Source organism: Brevundimonas sp. LPMIX5 (assembly GCF_003576505.1).
Classification (GTDB): domain Bacteria; phylum Pseudomonadota; class Alphaproteobacteria; order Caulobacterales; family Caulobacteraceae; genus Brevundimonas; species Brevundimonas naejangsanensis.
In genome coordinates, this window is record NZ_QWTZ01000002.1 from 506,616 (window position 1) to 521,526 (window position 14,911).

At 64.8% G+C, this 14,911-nt stretch carries 17 protein-coding genes, 1 tRNA gene and 1 pseudogene; 8 read left to right on the forward strand and 11 right to left on the reverse strand.

Going from position 1 to position 14,911, the window contains the following annotated elements; all coding sequences use genetic code 11:
• Positions 1 to 5 precede the first annotated feature (5 nt).
• From D1604_RS03450 to D1604_RS03460, 3 genes and pseudogenes are all read right to left on the reverse strand, one after another.
• Positions 6 to 827: a TIGR02587 family membrane protein gene (locus D1604_RS03450; protein WP_233551832.1), complete on the reverse strand. Its 822-nt coding sequence runs from the start codon at positions 825 to 827 to the stop codon at positions 6 to 8.
• A gap of 40 nt (positions 828 to 867) precedes the next feature.
• Positions 868 to 1,140: pseudogene (locus D1604_RS03455) on the reverse strand (SemiSWEET family sugar transporter).
• Positions 1,141 to 1,242: 102 nt separating this feature from the next.
• The gene (locus tag D1604_RS03460; protein ID WP_119412188.1) at positions 1,243 to 1,848 is read right to left on the reverse strand and encodes a cysteine hydrolase family protein; all 606 of its coding nucleotides are present in this window, start codon (positions 1,846 to 1,848) and stop codon (positions 1,243 to 1,245) included.
• Between the two features lie 60 nt (positions 1,849 to 1,908).
• Between D1604_RS03460 and D1604_RS03465 the strand changes: the two genes are divergently transcribed.
• Together D1604_RS03465 and D1604_RS03470 are read left to right on the forward strand one after the other, a co-directional pair.
• Positions 1,909 to 2,820 carry a nucleotidyltransferase family protein gene (locus tag D1604_RS03465; RefSeq protein WP_233551833.1) on the forward strand — a complete coding sequence of 304 codons (912 nt, stop codon included), beginning with the start codon at positions 1,909 to 1,911 and terminating at the stop codon, positions 2,818 to 2,820.
• Complete coding sequence (locus D1604_RS03470) at positions 2,804 to 3,595, forward strand: metallophosphoesterase family protein (RefSeq protein ID WP_199683648.1); 792 nt, start codon at positions 2,804 to 2,806, stop codon at positions 3,593 to 3,595. The genes D1604_RS03465 and D1604_RS03470 overlap by 17 nt, the downstream gene beginning before the upstream one ends.
• Positions 3,596 to 3,599: 4 nt before the next feature.
• Here D1604_RS03470 and D1604_RS03475 read toward each other — a convergent pair whose 3' ends face one another.
• Positions 3,600 to 4,493, reverse strand: a complete 894-nt coding sequence (locus tag D1604_RS03475) for an SDR family oxidoreductase (RefSeq protein WP_119412189.1) — start codon at positions 4,491 to 4,493, stop codon at positions 3,600 to 3,602.
• 125 nt (positions 4,494 to 4,618) lie between these two features.
• Here D1604_RS03475 and D1604_RS03480 point away from each other — a divergent pair, with 125 nt between their 5' ends.
• From D1604_RS03480 to D1604_RS03500, 5 genes are all read left to right on the forward strand, one after another.
• Entirely contained in the window at positions 4,619 to 5,719 is a 1,101-nt protein-coding gene (locus tag D1604_RS03480) for a flavodoxin family protein (RefSeq protein ID WP_233551835.1), read from the forward strand.
• Between the two features lie 69 nt (positions 5,720 to 5,788).
• Positions 5,789 to 5,983 (forward strand): hypothetical protein, encoded by a 195-nt coding sequence (locus D1604_RS03485; RefSeq protein WP_233551837.1) that lies wholly within the window; start codon positions 5,789 to 5,791, stop codon positions 5,981 to 5,983.
• Between the two features lie 125 nt (positions 5,984 to 6,108).
• Positions 6,109 to 6,348, forward strand: a complete 240-nt coding sequence (locus tag D1604_RS03490; RefSeq protein ID WP_119412191.1) for a hypothetical protein — start codon at positions 6,109 to 6,111, stop codon at positions 6,346 to 6,348.
• Positions 6,349 to 6,372: 24 nt separating this feature from the next.
• The gene (locus tag D1604_RS03495; protein WP_233551839.1) at positions 6,373 to 6,960 is read left to right on the forward strand and encodes a DUF4142 domain-containing protein; all 588 of its coding nucleotides are present in this window, start codon (positions 6,373 to 6,375) and stop codon (positions 6,958 to 6,960) included.
• Positions 6,961 to 7,030: 70 nt separating this feature from the next.
• The gene (locus D1604_RS03500; RefSeq protein WP_119412193.1) at positions 7,031 to 7,180 is read left to right on the forward strand and encodes a DUF892 family protein; all 150 of its coding nucleotides are present in this window, start codon (positions 7,031 to 7,033) and stop codon (positions 7,178 to 7,180) included.
• An 89-nt stretch (positions 7,181 to 7,269) separates the two neighbouring features.
• Here the strand turns inward: D1604_RS03500 and D1604_RS03505 are convergent.
• The 4 genes from D1604_RS03505 to clpX form a co-directional block, all read right to left on the reverse strand.
• Positions 7,270 to 7,346, reverse strand: a tRNA-Val gene (locus D1604_RS03505).
• A 49-nt stretch (positions 7,347 to 7,395) separates the two neighbouring features.
• Positions 7,396 to 7,671, reverse strand: a complete 276-nt coding sequence (locus D1604_RS03510) for an HU family DNA-binding protein (protein ID WP_003170215.1) — start codon at positions 7,669 to 7,671, stop codon at positions 7,396 to 7,398.
• A gap of 122 nt (positions 7,672 to 7,793) precedes the next feature.
• Entirely contained in the window at positions 7,794 to 10,193 is a 2,400-nt protein-coding gene (lon, locus tag D1604_RS03515) for an endopeptidase La (RefSeq protein WP_024354172.1), read from the reverse strand.
• Positions 10,194 to 10,466: 273 nt separating this feature from the next.
• A complete protein-coding gene (clpX, locus tag D1604_RS03520; protein ID WP_024354171.1) occupies positions 10,467 to 11,735 on the reverse strand; it encodes an ATP-dependent Clp protease ATP-binding subunit ClpX in 1,269 nt (422 codons plus the stop codon).
• A 196-nt stretch (positions 11,736 to 11,931) separates the two neighbouring features.
• Here clpX and D1604_RS03525 point away from each other — a divergent pair, with 196 nt between their 5' ends.
• Positions 11,932 to 12,579 (forward strand): HAD-IB family hydrolase, encoded by a 648-nt coding sequence (locus D1604_RS03525; protein ID WP_119412194.1) that lies wholly within the window; start codon positions 11,932 to 11,934, stop codon positions 12,577 to 12,579.
• 13 nt (positions 12,580 to 12,592) lie between these two features.
• Here the strand turns inward: D1604_RS03525 and D1604_RS03530 are convergent, their stop codons facing one another.
• The 3 genes from D1604_RS03530 to D1604_RS03540 form a co-directional block, all read right to left on the reverse strand.
• A complete protein-coding gene (locus D1604_RS03530) occupies positions 12,593 to 13,135 on the reverse strand; it encodes a cytochrome b (protein ID WP_119412195.1) in 543 nt (180 codons plus the stop codon).
• A 102-nt stretch (positions 13,136 to 13,237) separates the two neighbouring features.
• Positions 13,238 to 13,879 carry an ATP-dependent Clp protease proteolytic subunit gene (locus tag D1604_RS03535; RefSeq protein ID WP_024354168.1) on the reverse strand — a complete coding sequence of 214 codons (642 nt, stop codon included), beginning with the start codon at positions 13,877 to 13,879 and terminating at the stop codon, positions 13,238 to 13,240.
• A gap of 108 nt (positions 13,880 to 13,987) precedes the next feature.
• Positions 13,988 to 14,893 carry a hypothetical protein gene (locus tag D1604_RS03540; protein ID WP_119412196.1) on the reverse strand — a complete coding sequence of 302 codons (906 nt, stop codon included), beginning with the start codon at positions 14,891 to 14,893 and terminating at the stop codon, positions 13,988 to 13,990.
• Positions 14,894 to 14,911: the final 18 nt, after the last annotated feature.

Here is a 14,911-nt window from a genome sequence, read left to right on the forward strand (position 1 = left end):
CATGGTCACACCAGCAGCCGGGCCGCAGCCGCGCCGACAGACGCCGGAAAGGCCAGGATGATCGCATTGGCGGCCAACGACTGAACGCCGTGGCCGTCCGCTCCTCCGAACACCCAAAGCATGGCCAGGCTGGATAGCAGGCACAGAGCGTAGCCCGGCAAGGTGAAATCGAGGAAGGCCCGCAGCGGCGTCTCCGCCTCTTCCTGCCCGGCGAATCCGGCTTCAAACACGATAAGGTGCAGCAGGATAACCGACACCGCCAACACCCCCAGAGCGCCCAAAGGAGTGGTGAGATAGGCGATCAGCCGCATCTCCTCCGTAGGAGCCAGGTTCAGGGCGAAATAGAGCGCCCCGGCCAGCATGAGAAACAGTTCGCCCGGATAAGAGGCTTGGTCCTCCTCACCCTCGTTCGGATCGCCGGACAGCTGACGTCGCGCCGCCAAGGCGCCAAGCGCGGCCGGCACCGCTTGCAAGGAGACCTGCCCCACGGCGGATGCCGGCGAACTCCCATCCAGAACATTGAACATCAACAGAAGCGCGGTGGCGGTGATGAATCCCACGGCCAGAGCGACCAGGGTGTCCAACGCATTATTCACCAGGCCTCGTCGCGCCGAGAACCCGGCGTAATGCGCCAACCCGAACAGCACCGGCAGCGCCGCCAACAAGAAGAGCAGACGCCGCACCGGCTCAGCAGCAAAGCCGAGCGCCCACATCTCCATGGTCATCAGCAGGGGCAGGCTGAACAGCAGCGCGCCGCCGAACGCCCGGCCCAGGTCCCGTATATAGGCGCCGTCTTCCGCCTTCCCGATATCCTGCAGCGAGCTCATGCCCATCCAACGCCGGCGTCTGACTTCCGCTCCCGCGTCACTAGGCGCCTCTGTCTCCAAAGCGCCACTTCATGATCAGAACGGCCGACGCCATGACCAGAGCGCAGGCGTTGGCGAAGGTCACAGGCCACGCCTGGGTCATGACGCCATAGATCGTTCAGAGGATGAAGCAGCTGACGGTCAAGGAATAGGTCTTGAGGCTGACCGCCGACGCATCGCGCTCCTTCCAGATCTTGTATGCCTGCGGCGCAAAACTGGTGATGGAGCAGATCGCCGCCGCCGTGCCTATGGTGTTCGCTAGCTGGTCATTCATGACCGGCCAACGCCAGGCCTGCGCCGCCGTTCCGAAAGCGCGCTTCCGGAATCAGCCGCCAATCACGCCCAGGCGAACCGCCAGATGAGACCCTCAGGCGAACTAGACCCAGGCGTCCAAGACTTCATCGCACTCCGCCGTCTCGATCTGCTGGCCGAACCGGTCATGATAGAGGCCGAGCAAGGCGTCGTGCGACTGGTCCGACGAACTGCACAGGGCGTCGGAAACCACCACCACCCGCAAGCCCAGATCCACGGCGCCGAGCACGGTCGCAAGCACGCACACGTCGGTCTCCGCCCCCGTCACCACCAGGGTGTCCACATGACCGGCCGCAAGCGCCCTCGCCAGACCGGTATCTACCCATGGCGAATAATGCGCCTTGTCCAAGATCCTGGCGGGCGGGGTGAAGCCTTGAAGCTCAGGCAGAAGCTGCACCTTGTCCTCACCCAAGTTCTCGAGCGTGATCGACGACCATCGCTCCCAGTAGCGCCGCCACGCGCCCCGCCCCTCACTAGGCGAACGCGCGGGAATGAACCGAGTGAAGCAGGTCCGGTCTGCCTTACGCTCGCACAGGCGTTCGACAATGGGCAGAACGCGCGGCATCCACGGCGTGCGCCAGGCGGTGTCTTCAGCAAAGAGCCGTTGCATGTCCACGCACAGGTGGACGGCGTTGGCCGGGATGCGGCCGAAATGAATGCCAGAAGCCATGCTGGGGCAAACCTCAGATTTTCCCAAGCGGTTCCACCGGTCGCGAACAGGCATGCGCCCATGGAGCAGCCTGCCTGCCAACGCGGCCAGAGCGTCGCCGACGGCGAGGCGAGCGCGTGGTCGGCCCGACGAGCGGCGGAACCGGGCTTCGACCTGCGCCGTTTTCCTGCCCTGCTCAGGAACCCCGACACCATGTCTGATACGGTCGCCGAACCCGCCTTTGAACCGCCTCCCGAGGCGCAGGCCTTCTATGAGGAGGCGTTGGGCCTGCTGAAGGAATCGGGCGTGCCCTTCCTGCTGTCGGGGACCTACGCCGTCACGGCCTATACGGGCATTCGACGTCCGACCAAGGACCTGGACGTCTTCTGCAAGCCCGGCGACTACCCCCGTATCCTGTCATTCTTCCAGGCGCGCGGCTATCGCACCGACGTCGAGGACGAGCGCTGGATCGCCAAGGTCTGGAAAGACGATAAACACTTCTTCGACGTCATCTTCGCCATGTCGAACGGCACGATCGCCGTGTCCGACAGCTGGTTCGGCCCCGACCACATCACCGTCTACGGTCATGAGGTCACGATCACCCCGCCGACAGCCCTGATCCTGTCGAAGGTTTTCATCCAGGACCGCTATCGCTACGACGGCGCCGACGTAAACCACGTCATCCTGAAGCAGGCGGACGCCATCGACTGGAAGTCGTTGCTGGATCAGATGGACCTCTATTGGGAGGTGTTGATGGCGCACTTGCTCAACTTCCGCTTCGCCTATCCGACCGAGCGCGGCCTGGTGCCCGGCTGGTTGATGACCGAGTTGATCGGCCGCCTGCAAGCTCAGGTCGATCTTCCGCCGCCGCGCGTGAAGGTCTGCCGCGGCCGCCTGTTCAGCCCGCGCGACTACATCGCCGACATCTCCGAGTGGGGCTTCGGCGACGTCGTCGGCAAAGGCCTGGAGGAACGCCATGACCCCGTCGCCTGAAGCCGCCTCCGCCCCCGCTGAAGGCCAGACGCCTCAGCCGGGCATGGAGGCCGGACCGAAGAAGAAGCTGCGCGTCGCCGCCGTCGGCGACCTGCATGTCGGCGAGACCTCGCATCGCGCCTATCGCGACCTGTTCGATCGGGTGCATGAAGACGCCGACGTGCTGTGCCTGTGCGGCGACCTGGTCAATTTCGGCAAGACGGTCGAGGTGGAGAACCTGCTGGAAGACCTGCGCGCCTGCCGCATCCCCATGGTCGGCGTTCTGGGTAATCACGAGCACGAGTGCGGCCAGCCCCTGGAAGTCACCCGCATGCTGAGCGAAGCCGGGGTCAAGATGCTGGCCGGCGAGGCCTATGAGATCGACGGCGTCGGCTTCGCCGGCGGCAAGGGCTTCGTCGGCGGCTTCGGTCGCTACATGCTCAGTTCCTTCGGCGAGGCCTCGATCAAGACTTTCGTCAATGAAGCGGTGGAAGACGCCAACCTTATCGAGAATTCGATCCGCACCCTGCGAACCGAACGAAGCGTCGTGCTGCTCCACTACGCCCCGGTTGTGGACACGGTGATCGGCGAGCCGCCCGAGATTCACGCCTTCCTCGGCTCGTCACGCCTGGCCGAGGTCGTCGACCGCTATGAGAACGTGAAGCTGGTGCTGCATGGTCACGCCCATCGCGGGGCGCCGGAAGGCCGCACGGCGCGCGGCGTTCCGGTCTACAACGTCGCCCTGCCCGTGCTGCGGACGCTGGGCGACACCCCCTATCGCGTATTCGAGGTCTGAAAGCTCAGGCGATCCCGGCCCCGCCGGTGACGCCCCATACCTCGCCCGTGACGAAGCTGGCCTCCTGCGAGGCAAGCAGCACATAGATCGGTGCGATCTCTACCGGCTGGCCCGGTCGGCCGAACGCGCTGTGGGCGCCGAACTGTTCGACCTTTTCCTGAGGCTGGCCGCCGCTGGGCTGCAGCACCGTCCAGAAAGGGCCTGGCGCCACGGCGTTCACGCGAACGCCCTTTTCGATCAACTGCTTGGCGAGGGCCTTGGTGTAGGTGACGATCCCGCCCTTGGTGGTGGCGTAGTCCAGCAGAATGTCCGACGGCTCATAGGCCTGGATCGAGGCGGTGGTGATGACCGCCGCGCCCGGCGGCAGGTGGGGCGTCGCCGCCTGACACAGCCAGTGCAGGGCATAGAGATTGGTCTTCATCGTGGCGTCGAAATCATCGGTCGAAACCTCGCCCACATCCTCGCGGAACTGCTGGCGTCCGGCATTGACCACCAGGATGTCCAGCCCGCCGAAGGCCTCCAGCGTGCGCTCCACCATGATCGCATTCCACGCCTCATCGCGCACGTCGCCGGGCAAGGCCAGCGCCTTGACGCCCTCGGCCTCGACCAGGGCGATCACCTCGCGCGTATCGGCTTCCTCTGAAGGAAGATATGAGATCGCAACGTCGGCGCCCTCACGAGCGTAAGCGATGGCGACCGCACGGCCTATGCCGGAATCGGCGCCGGTGATCAGGGCGCGTCGCCCCCTCAGCCGCCCGTGGCCGCGATAGGTCTCTTCCCCATGATCGGGCTGCGGCTCCATCTTGGCGACCAAGCCGGGGGCCGACTGGGGCTGGCGCGGAAAGGGAGGCCGCGGATACTGATTTCGGGGGTCTTGCATGGTGATGCGGTCGGGCATGACGGCTCCTCTGAACGACTGAAGGTCGCCATTCTAAGTCGTGCCCGCCGCGGGCGTTCCCGGCGCAAGGATGGAACGGCGGGATCGGAAGCGACGTTTCCGGCAAAGCCAAGCCGGAGGCATCCATGCCCGATTCCGTCGCCCCGCCTCCTGCCGTCCCCGAGCCGCGCAAAGGCATGCCCAGCCCCGAACTGGATCGCGCGACCTTCAAGGCGCGCTTTCGCAGCCGGTTCGCTGACCCCGCCTTCGACTCTTTGCGAGAGGAGATCGATCGCTTGGCCGCCACAGCCTGGGACGGATATATCTCGGGCCGCAAATCGCCGCTGACGCAGGCCGCCGGCCAGGGTTTTGCTGATCCCGAATATGAGCTGGCTCTCGACTGGGTGTACGCCCACGCCGCCGTCCGCGCCGCCCAGGCCTGTCACGACGATGCGTCGGCGCCTTTACGCATCCTCATCATCAACGCTTCCAGCCGATCGGAACACACCTGCCCCGGAGAAATGTCCAAGAGCTGGCGCCTGGTCCAGATAGCGCTTGAGGTCATTGAGCGCACCCCCGAGATAGAGGGCGAAATTCTCGACCTGTCGCGGCTGGCATCGGAGTACGGCCGCGAAATCCACCCTTGCAAGGCGTGCTTCTCGACCGCGGCCGCTCTCTGTCACTGGCCGTGCAGCTGCTATCCCAACTACAGCCTGGGCCAGGTCCACGACTGGATGAACGACATCTATCCCATGTGGGTCCGGGCGCACGGGGTGCTGATCGTCACGCCGGTGAACTGGTATCACGCCTCCAGCCCATTCAAGCTGATGATGGACCGGCTGGTCTGCGCCGACGGCGGCAACCCGGACCCCACGTCGACGCAGGGCAAGACCGTCGCCCTGGCCAAGGCCCTGGAGCTTGCGGATTGGCCCTATCCGCGTCACCTGGCCGGCCGGCGTTTCGCCCTGGTGGTCCATGGCGACGTAGAAGGAGCGGAGAACGTGCGCCGGTCGCTGTCTGACTGGCTTATATCGATGAAGTTGTCGCCGGCCGGACCCGACGCGGAGATCGACCGCTATATCGGCTACTGGGAGCCGTACGCGACCAGTCACGAGGCCTTGGACCATGACGAGACCATCCAGGACGAGGTGCGTTTGGCGGCGGAAGAGTTAGTTCGCGCCGTTATCGCCGGACGGGAAGACGGCGGCCCTGTGGAACCCTCTCGCCGCCCGCCGCGACAGAAATAGGCGAACCACCGGCGCCGTATGGAACAGGCCGCATGCCTGTCGCTTCTCCTCAGAACGAAAGGAACCGCCTTGCCTCTCGCCAACAAGCAAAAGCCGCCCATTCTGCAGCGCCCGCGGCGGTTGCTGATGGTCGTCGGCGCGCTCCTGGCGCTGCTGCTGATCGTTTATCTGGCGACCGCCGCGACAGGTTTTCTGCGCACCCAAAGCAAGGTTCCTGACCCGCAGATGACCGGAGGCGAAGCGCCGCTGGAGCGCGCCATGTAGCGACCGCCAAGCTTGACCGTTTGGAACGGGCTCGCGCTTTCGCTGCTTAACCTCCTGTCACAGAGAGGAAATAATGACCGAGCATCGCTCACGACTGCGCCGTCCCTTCATACAGGGAGCCCGCCATGCGCTTCTATGAAGTGGTGGTCGGCAGCGACAGCGGACCGCAGCGGCATTTGCGCGTGGCTTCGCCCACCGACGCCCAGGCCGCCGACGCCGCCGCTCCCTTGATGCGCGCGCATGAGGCCATTCTGTCCATTCGAGAAAGCCCTGACGACGGATTGCAGCAGGCCGACGCGCCGCCGCCCAAGACTCAGGCTGAAGAGATGGCGCCCGACACACCGGGCATGGCCGCTAAGTCCTGAAAATTATCCAAGGAGAAATCGATCATGATCAAGCAAACCGTCGCCGTTCTGGCTGTATCCACCGCCGCCCTGACCTTGGCCGCCTGCAATCAGCAGCAAGCCTCTGAAGCTATCGACAAGGCCCAAGACGCCGTCTCCGAGCCAGTGGGTCAGACCTCGGCCGCGACCATGGGGTCCAATATGGTCAGCGCCTACGTCCCCAACGCGGCGATGGGCGACATGTACGAGATTCAAGCGGCTGACATCGCCCTCGAGCGCTCGCAGAACGCTCAGGTCAAGGAGTTGGCCCAAATGATCAAGGCCGATCACACCGCCGCCTCCGCCGCGCTGAAAACGGCGGCAGGGCAGGCGGCGCCGGACACGACCCTGCCGACGGAACTGGACCAGCGCCGCAAGGGCCTGATCGACAACCTCCGCTCGGCCTCGGCGGCGAACTTCGACAAGACCTACGTCGACCAACAAGTCGCCGCCCATGAAGAAGCCGTCACCCTGCATCGCGGCTTCTCGAACAACACGGACGTGCCCGCCCTCGCGGAACACGCCCGCACGGTATTGCCCAAGATCGAGGCGCACCTGGAGCGCGCCAAGCAGTTGCAATCCAGCCTCGGTTGACGCCAGCCGCGAGGATTTGCTGAGGGAGGGGCGGTCTAAAGACCGCCCCCAAAGGATACGGCGGCGCTGGATGGGCCTTCTGGCCGCTGCCCAGTCGGTCGAACCTCATGACATCACCCGCTACGGCGCGCTCAAACGCTGGGCTGAAGTGCTGGGGACGAAGGCTGCCGTCATCGCCGACGCGACGGTCAACGCCGAAGCGTTGCAGCCGACAGCCTGAGCCAGCTTGGGCTCGCCGCCTCCGCCCGGCGGCCGGGCGAACGCCCGCGCGCGACTATGGCCGGCGACAGATCGGACAATGGCGATGGATGGTAGGCGGCGACGGGTTCGAACCGCCGACCCCCTCGGTGTAAACGAGGTGCTCTGACCAGCTGAGCTAGCCGCCCACATCAAATCGACTCAACGTCGGGAACAGGGCTTCATGCCCTGTGGCGGTCAGCCGTTCAAGGCGCTTTTCAAGCCTTCGCCGGGACGAAAGCGCGCGGTGCGCGAGGCGGGACGAGCGATCTCCTGGCCGGTCTGGGGGTTGCGCGCCACGCCTGCCTTGCGCTCGGCCGCGACGAAGCTGCCGAAGCCGACCAGACGCACCACCCGCCCCTCGACAAGCGAAGCAGTCACCTGATCAGTGAAAGCCTCCAGCGCCAGCTTGGCCTGGTCGCGGCTGATGCCCGCCGCCTGAGCCATGCGGCCGATCAGTTCAGTCTTGGTCATGTCGAAAGCTCCCCTCGCGAACGAAGGCGGAACTTAAGCGGCTGTCGGCGCACAGGTCAAAAAAGAGGCGGCTCAGGTCGCCCCGAGCCGCCTCTCTTCACTTCATCAGGCCCAGGCCCGCATCAGTGGCTGATGCTGGTCCCTTCGCCCGCCGTCGGCGCGGGCGGCGTCGGGGTCATGGGTTCGGCCGCCTCGTCCCATTCGACAGGGGTCGGCGTGCCGGTCAGGGCCCACTTCAGCGCCTCGTCGGCGGTGGAGATCGGCACGATCTCCAGGGCCGCCTTGACGTTTTCCGGCACCTCTTCGAGGTCCTTCTCGTTCTCCTGCGGGATCAGCACGGTCTTCACGCCTGAGCGCAGGGCCGCCAGCAACTTCTCCTTCAGGCCGCCGATAGCCGTGACCCGCCCGCGCAGGGTGATCTCGCCGGTCATGGCGATGTCCTTGCGGATCGGAATGCCGGTCAGAACCGAGACCATGGCCACCGTCATGGCCACGCCCGCCGAGGGGCCGTCCTTGGGCGTGGCGCCGTCGGGGACGTGGACGTGGATGTCGGTCTTCTCGAACACCGGCGGCTTGACGCCGATGCTGAGGGCGCGGCTGCGGACGTAAGACGCCGCCGCCGAGATCGACTCCTTCATGACGTCCTTCAGGTTGCCGGTCACGGTCATGCGGCCGCGGCCCGGCATCTTCAGGGCCTCGATGGTCAGGATGTCGCCGCCGAACTCGGTCCAGGCCAGGCCGGTGACGATGCCGACCTGATCTTCCGCGTCCGTCTCGCCATAGCGGAACTTCTTCACGCCCGCGTATTCGGCCAGCTTGGCCGCATCCACGGTGATCGAGGCGGCCTTGGTCCTGGCCATCTCGCGCACCGCCTTGCGGGCCAGGCCGCCCAGGGCGCGCTCCAGCGAACGCACGCCTGCTTCACGCGTGTAGTAGCGGATCAGGTCGCGGATCGTGTCGTCAGGGACGATCAGCTCGCCCTCCTTCAGGCCGTGGTCCTTGAGCTGTTTGGGCAGGACGTGGCGGCGGGCGATCTCGACCTTCTCATCCTCGGTGTAGCCGGAGACACGGATGATCTCCATGCGGTCCAGCAGGGGCTGGGGCATGTTCAGGCTGTTGGCCGTGGTGACGAACATCACCGGCGACAGGTCGTAGTCGACCTCCAGATAGTGGTCGCCGAAGGTCGAGTTCTGGGCCGGGTCCAGCACTTCCAGCAGAGCCGAGGACGGGTCGCCGCGCCAGTCGGCGCCCAGCTTGTCGATCTCGTCCAGCAGGACGAAGGCGTTGGTGGTCTTGGCCTTCTTCATCGACTGGATGATCTTGCCGGGCATGGAGCCGATGTAGGTCCGGCGGTGGCCGCGGATCTCGGCCTCGTCGCGCACGCCGCCCAGCGACATACGGACGTATTCACGCCCCGTCGCCTTGGCGATGGACTGGGCCAGCGAGGTCTTACCGACGCCCGGAGGGCCGACGAGGCACAGGATCGGCCCCTTCAGGCTGCCGGTGCGCGCCTGAACGGCCAGATACTCGATGATCCGTTCCTTGACCTTCTCCAGGCCGTAGTGATCCTCTTCGAGGATGTCCTCGGCCTTCTGCAGATCGATGGGCTTGGGGCGGGTCTTGGACCACGGGATCGACAGCAGCCAGTCGAGATAGTTGCGCACAACGGTCGATTCCGCCGACATCGGCGACATGTTACGCAGCTTCTTCAGCTCCGCCTCGGCCTTGATGCGGGCTTCCTTGGACAGGCGCGTCTTCTTGATGCGCTTTTCCAGCTCAAGCAGTTCGTCGCGAGCGTCGTCGGTCTCGCCCAGCTCGCGCTGGATCGCCTTCATCTGCTCGTTCAGATAGTACTCGCGCTGGGTCTTCTCCATCTGCCGTTTCACGCGGCTGCGGATTTTCTTCTCGACCTGAAGGACGCTGATCTCGCCTTCCATCATGCCGTAGACCTTCTCCAGCCGCGCCGGGATGACGACGGTTTCGAGCAAGGCCTGCTTGTCGGCGATCTTGACCGACAGGTGGGCGGCGACCGAGTCCGCCAGCTTGGACGGGTCGGTGATCTGAGGAATGGCGCTGAGGGCCTCGGGCGGGACCTTCTTGTTCAGCTTCACATAGTTTTCGAACTGCTCGATCACGGCGCGCAGCAGGGCTTCGCTCTGCGACGGATCGCCGGCCTCGTCGTCGATCTCGACGGCCTCGGCTTCGTAATAGTCCTCACGGTCGGTGAAACGAGTCAGGCGCGCGCGCGACTTGCCCTCGACCAGCACCTTCACCGTGCCATCCGGCAGCTTCAGCAGTTGCAGCACGGAGGCCAGAACGCCGGTCGAATAGATGGCGTCCGTCGCCGGGTCGTCGTCGACCGAGTTCATCTGGGTGGCGAGCAGGATCTGCTTCTCGCCCTTCATGATCTCGTCGAGGGCGCGCACGGACTTTTCGCGGCCGACAAACAGCGGCACGACCATGTGCGGAAAGACGACGATGTCTCTCAGCGGCAGGACAGGGAGGATTTTGCTCTCGGTCATGATGCGTACTTTCCGGGGCCTTCGTGAATCTCCGGCCCGCCGAACCGGTCTGATTTGGCGCTACTGCCTCTTCGTCCCGACTCGACCCGCTGTTTTCAGCGGCTTTCGTGTGAGTATGTGGTTCTGTCTGGACGCGGTTCAAGCGTGGCGGGCCTGCAGCCCACAGAAGCGTGAAAAAGCGTGTGATTTCAGACGGCCGCCTGGACCATCTCTGAAACGATGAAGGGGCGGCCCATGGCGAGCCGCCCCTTTCGCTTGGATCAGACCGTGGCGTCAGGCGGCGCCGTCGGCCGTTTTCTTCTTGGTTTCCGAATAGATCAGCAGCGGCTGGGCCTTGCCGTCGATCACCTCGGCGTTGACCACGACCTCTTCGACGCCCTCGAAGGTGGGCAGTTCGAACATCGTCTCCAGCAGCACGCCCTCCAGAATGGAGCGCAGGCCGCGGGCGCCGGTCTTGCGGGTGATCGCCTTCTTGGCCACCGCCGACAGGGCGTCGTCGGTGAAGGTCAGGGTGACGTTCTCCATCTCGAACAGTCGCTTGTACTGCTTAACCAGAGCGTTCTTCGGCTCGGTCAGAATGGTGATCAGCGCCGCCTCGTCCAGGTCTTCCAGCGTCGCCAGGACCGGCAGACGGCCGATGAACTCGGGGATCAGGCCGAAGCGCATCAGGTCGTCCGGCTCGACGCCCTTGAGGATTTCACCGGTGCGACGCTCATCGATCTCCTTGACCTTGGCGCCGAAGCCGATCGAGGCCCCCGCCCCGCGCGCCGAGATCACCTTTTCAAGGCCGGCGAAGGCGCCGCCGACGATGAACAGGATATTGGCGGTGTCGACCTGCAGGAACTCCTGCTGCGGATGCTTGCGGCCGCCTTGCGGAGGCACGGAGGCGACGGTGCCTTCCATGATCTTCAGCAGGGCCTGCTGCACGCCCTCGCCCGACACGTCGCGGGTGATCGACGGGTTGTCCGACTTGCGCGAGATCTTGTCGATTTCGTCGATGTAGACGATGCCGCGCTGAGCCCGCTCGACGTTGTAGTCCGACGCCTGAAGCAGCTTCAGGATGATGTTCTCGACATCCTCGCCCACATAACCGGCTTCGGTCAGGGTCGTGGCGTCGGCCATGGTGAACGGCACGTCGATGATGCGCGCCAGCGTCTGGGCCAGAAGCGTCTTGCCCGAGCCGGTCGGCCCGATCAGCATGATGTTCGACTTGGCCAGTTCGACGTCGTTGTTCTTCGTCGCGTGGTTCAGGCGCTTGTAGTGGTTGTGAACGGCGACGCTCAGCACCTTCTTGGCGTGGGCCTGGCCGATCACATAATCGTCGAGGACGTCGCGAATCTCCTTGGGCGTAGGCACGCCGTCCTTGGAGGTCTTGAAGGCGATCTTGTGCTCTTCGCGGATGATGTCCATGCACAGTTCGACGCATTCATCGCAGATGAAAACGGTCGGTCCGGCGATCAGTTTGCGGACTTCGTGCTGGCTCTTGCCGCAGAACGAGCAGTAGAGCGTGCTTTTGGCGTCTGTGCCGGCGGCTTTGGTCATAGACCCTTCTCACTATCCGCAATCCGCCCCGACATTGGGACGAAAGGCGCTTCCTTCGCGATCGATCCGAGGAATCTATCATCGAAGGTCTTCAAAAAATGACAATCACCCATCACACGTTCCGCCACAACCCCGTTGCGGCGCTGCAACGCGCTTCGGGGAACGGACAGGACAGATAATATGGGGATCACGGCTAATGTCTGACATGGGAAGCGAAAAAGCCTTTCACCAGTCCCCTGCCCCCGGTCAGGCCATCGTCGCCTTCGATTTCGACGGCACGCTGACGATTCGCGACAGCTTCACCAGTTTCCTGAAATGGCGGGCCGGGCCTGTGCGCTGGCTGACCGGTCTGGCGCAGATGGTCCCGGCAGTCTTCGCCTATCTGGGCGACCGGGATCGGGGCCGGATCAAGGTCGCCTCGGTGCGCGAATTCCTGATGGGCGCCGACCGCAAGTCGCTGGAGGCCGAGGCCGAGCGCTTCGCCGCCGAGATCTGGCCGCGCTTCATGCGCCCCGACGCCCTGGCGACGTGGGAAGACTGGGGCCGTCGCGGCGCCCACCGCGTCATCGTCACAGCCTCGCCCGAGACAACCGTCGCCCCCTTCGCCCGCCGTCTGGGGGCCGAAAACCTGATCGGCACCCGGTTGGCCTTCGACGGCCAGGATCGCGTGGCGGGAAGCTTCGTCGGCGGCAACTGTCGGGGCGAGGAGAAGATGAGCCGCCTTCGCGCCGTCTACGGCCCGGACATGAAGCTGGCCGCCGCCTATGGCGACACTTCGGGCGACGCCGAGATGATCGCGGCGGCCGACGAAAAAGGCTACCGCGTGTTCACTGGCCGCCCCTGATCGACACTTCACTCTAGCCGATCATCCGCCGGGTCGTCTCATCCTTCCAGATGAAGCGATGGACCAGCACCATCAGAATATGGCCCGCAATCGCGGCCAGCAGCACCCAGGCCAGCAGGCCATGCACGGCGTTGGCCGGGGCGGTCATCCACGACACCTCGGCCCAGCCGCCGTCGATCAGGCGCACTCCGAACACATCCAGCGGCTTACCCGATCCATACTGCCGCAGCAGCGCCAGAGCCGGGACGATCAGCATCAGGGCGTACAGCGCCAGATGCCCGACCTTGGCGGCCAGACCCCAAAAACCGCCGCCATGCGCCGGACGCTCCTTCATATTGTACAGGCCCCAAAGCGCCCGCAGCACGATCAAGGTCAGCAGAATGACGCCGATCCCCTTGTGCGTTCCGACCCAGAAGGCGGTGATCGGCGCCCTGCCGACGATCAGCTTGATCGCCATACCCGCGAACTGCCACGCCAGCAGCAGGGCCATCGCCCAGTGCAGGACGCGCGTCACGGCGCCATATCGGAATCCGTCGTCTCTCCACTGCATCATCATGAATCGCCCCCTTGCTGACAACGAATCTCAAACACGATTCGAGGCGGAATCCGTCGCCAGATCCCGCCTCGCAAATTGTCGCAGCCCGAGCGCGTTTAAGACTTAGGGAGCCTTCACGCCGTCGTCGTCGGCCTGGGTGCGTTTGTCATAGACGTGGTCGACGATGCCCCAGGCCTTGGCTTCCTCAGCCGTCATGAAGTGGTCGCGGTCCAGAGTGCGCTCGACCTCTTCATAGGTGCGGCCGGTGTGCTGGACGTAAATCTCGTTCAGACGTCGCTTGGTGGCGATGATGTCTTCGGCGTGGCGCTCGATGTCCGAAGCCGTGCCGCGGAAACCGCCCGAGGGCTGGTGCACCATGACGCGCGCGTTCGGCAGGGCGACGCGCTGGCCCGCTTCGCCGGCCGTCAGGATCAGCGAGCCGGCCGAGGCGGCCATGCCCATGACCACGGTCGAGACCGGCGACTTGATGTATTGCATGGTGTCGTAGATCGCGAGCGCCGACGTCACCTGACCGCCGGGGCTGTTGATGTACATGCTGATCTCCTTCTTCGGGTTCTCCGATTCCAGAAACAGCAGCTGGGCGCAGATCAGCGAGGCCATGCCGTCCTCGAACGGGCCGGTCAGGAAGATGATCCGCTCGCGCAGCAGGCGCGAGAAGATGTCGAACGACCGTTCGCCGCGGCTGGATTGCTCCACCACCATCGGCACCAGGTTGTTGGAGATGTAGTCGATCGGATCGCGCATGAAGGCCTTCTCGAATTCAGGAGGGTCGCACGACTCATGGAACGCGCGCCTGTCTCCTACGATATCGCGTCGCTGGCCCGCCGGCGCAAGGCTCCCTTGCGCTCGACCTTATTGGCGCTGCGCGTTCCGCTCCGCTCGTCGGAGGTCACGCACGATCGAAGAGGCATGATTGTATCGGTCGATGCGCTCCGAGAACGCCCCGTATAGCGAAGCGAGGTAGGCCTTATCCCAGCCCGACAAGCCCTCCTCCCTACCCGTTTCGTGGAAAAGATTCAGCACCGTATCGAACCGACCCGTGCCGCCCTCGGGGTCAACCTGCGCCAACACCACCATCGCCAGATAGTCCCCTAAAAGGGGAAGTTCAGTCCCCTCGACCTTGGCTATATCGACGATGACGATCACCTTGCTTAACACGTCCGTGATAGGTCGCCCCTTGTTCGCCAGCCCCTCGCCCGGCACATAAATCGGCTCGACGTCCCCCGGCATCCGGATGGCCCGCTGCCCCGAGATGCCGATGACCGGCATGCTGACGTGCCACCAGCGCACCGGCCAGTCGCTGTTCTGGAAGGCGTCCAGCGCTTTCTGGCCTCGGTCCAGCTGGCTGGTCCAGCGCACGCGGAACGCATCGGCGTCGTGCTCCACCAGACCCCGCGCCAAGCCTGGAGCGTCGTCCGTGAAGACAATGATGACATTGGGCTGGCAGCCGGGCTCTCGTATGCGCACGTCGTAGCCGCTCGCCACCGTGGCGATGTGGTCGATCAGCGGGCGCGCGACGCTCTGCGACAGGTTGGCGACGCCGATGCAGATCGGCCCGCGCCATCGCGCCAGACCGCGCTTGGGCGGCGGAGCCGCCAGTTCCGCCACAAACGCCTCAGCCTCGTCCTGCAGGCGTCGGCTGGATACGACAACATCCTCGACCCGGACGGGGTCGTCCTGCGCCGACGGCGAGCCCGCAGCTTGCACCGGCGTGCTGGAGATCGCTGCTGACGCCATCAGCGTCGCTAGGCTCAGCATTGTCGTCTCCGTGTCGAA

Coding starts and splice junctions, on each gene's coding strand:
- D1604_RS03450 (WP_233551832.1), bottom strand. CDS start 827: ATGAGCTCGCTGCAGGATATCGGGAAGGCGGAAGACGGCGCCTATATA.
- D1604_RS03460 (WP_119412188.1), bottom strand. CDS start 1,848: ATGGCTTCTGGCATTCATTTCGGCCGCATCCCGGCCAACGCCGTCCAC.
- D1604_RS03465 (WP_233551833.1), top strand. CDS start 1,909: ATGGAGCAGCCTGCCTGCCAACGCGGCCAGAGCGTCGCCGACGGCGAG.
- D1604_RS03470 (WP_199683648.1), top strand. CDS start 2,804: ATGACCCCGTCGCCTGAAGCCGCCTCCGCCCCCGCTGAAGGCCAGACG.
- D1604_RS03475 (WP_119412189.1), bottom strand. CDS start 4,493: ATGCCCGACCGCATCACCATGCAAGACCCCCGAAATCAGTATCCGCGG.
- D1604_RS03480 (WP_233551835.1), top strand. CDS start 4,619: ATGCCCGATTCCGTCGCCCCGCCTCCTGCCGTCCCCGAGCCGCGCAAA.
- D1604_RS03490 (WP_119412191.1), top strand. CDS start 6,109: ATGCGCTTCTATGAAGTGGTGGTCGGCAGCGACAGCGGACCGCAGCGG.
- D1604_RS03495 (WP_233551839.1), top strand. CDS start 6,373: ATGATCAAGCAAACCGTCGCCGTTCTGGCTGTATCCACCGCCGCCCTG.
- D1604_RS03500 (WP_119412193.1), top strand. CDS start 7,031: ATGGGCCTTCTGGCCGCTGCCCAGTCGGTCGAACCTCATGACATCACC.
- D1604_RS03510 (WP_003170215.1), bottom strand. CDS start 7,671: ATGACCAAGACTGAACTGATCGGCCGCATGGCTCAGGCGGCGGGCATC.
- lon (WP_024354172.1), bottom strand. CDS start 10,193: ATGACCGAGAGCAAAATCCTCCCTGTCCTGCCGCTGAGAGACATCGTC.
- clpX (WP_024354171.1), bottom strand. CDS start 11,735: ATGACCAAAGCCGCCGGCACAGACGCCAAAAGCACGCTCTACTGCTCG.
- D1604_RS03525 (WP_119412194.1), top strand. CDS start 11,932: ATGTCTGACATGGGAAGCGAAAAAGCCTTTCACCAGTCCCCTGCCCCC.
- D1604_RS03530 (WP_119412195.1), bottom strand. CDS start 13,135: ATGATGATGCAGTGGAGAGACGACGGATTCCGATATGGCGCCGTGACG.
- D1604_RS03535 (WP_024354168.1), bottom strand. CDS start 13,879: ATGCGCGATCCGATCGACTACATCTCCAACAACCTGGTGCCGATGGTG.
- D1604_RS03540 (WP_119412196.1), bottom strand. CDS start 14,893: ATGCTGAGCCTAGCGACGCTGATGGCGTCAGCAGCGATCTCCAGCACG.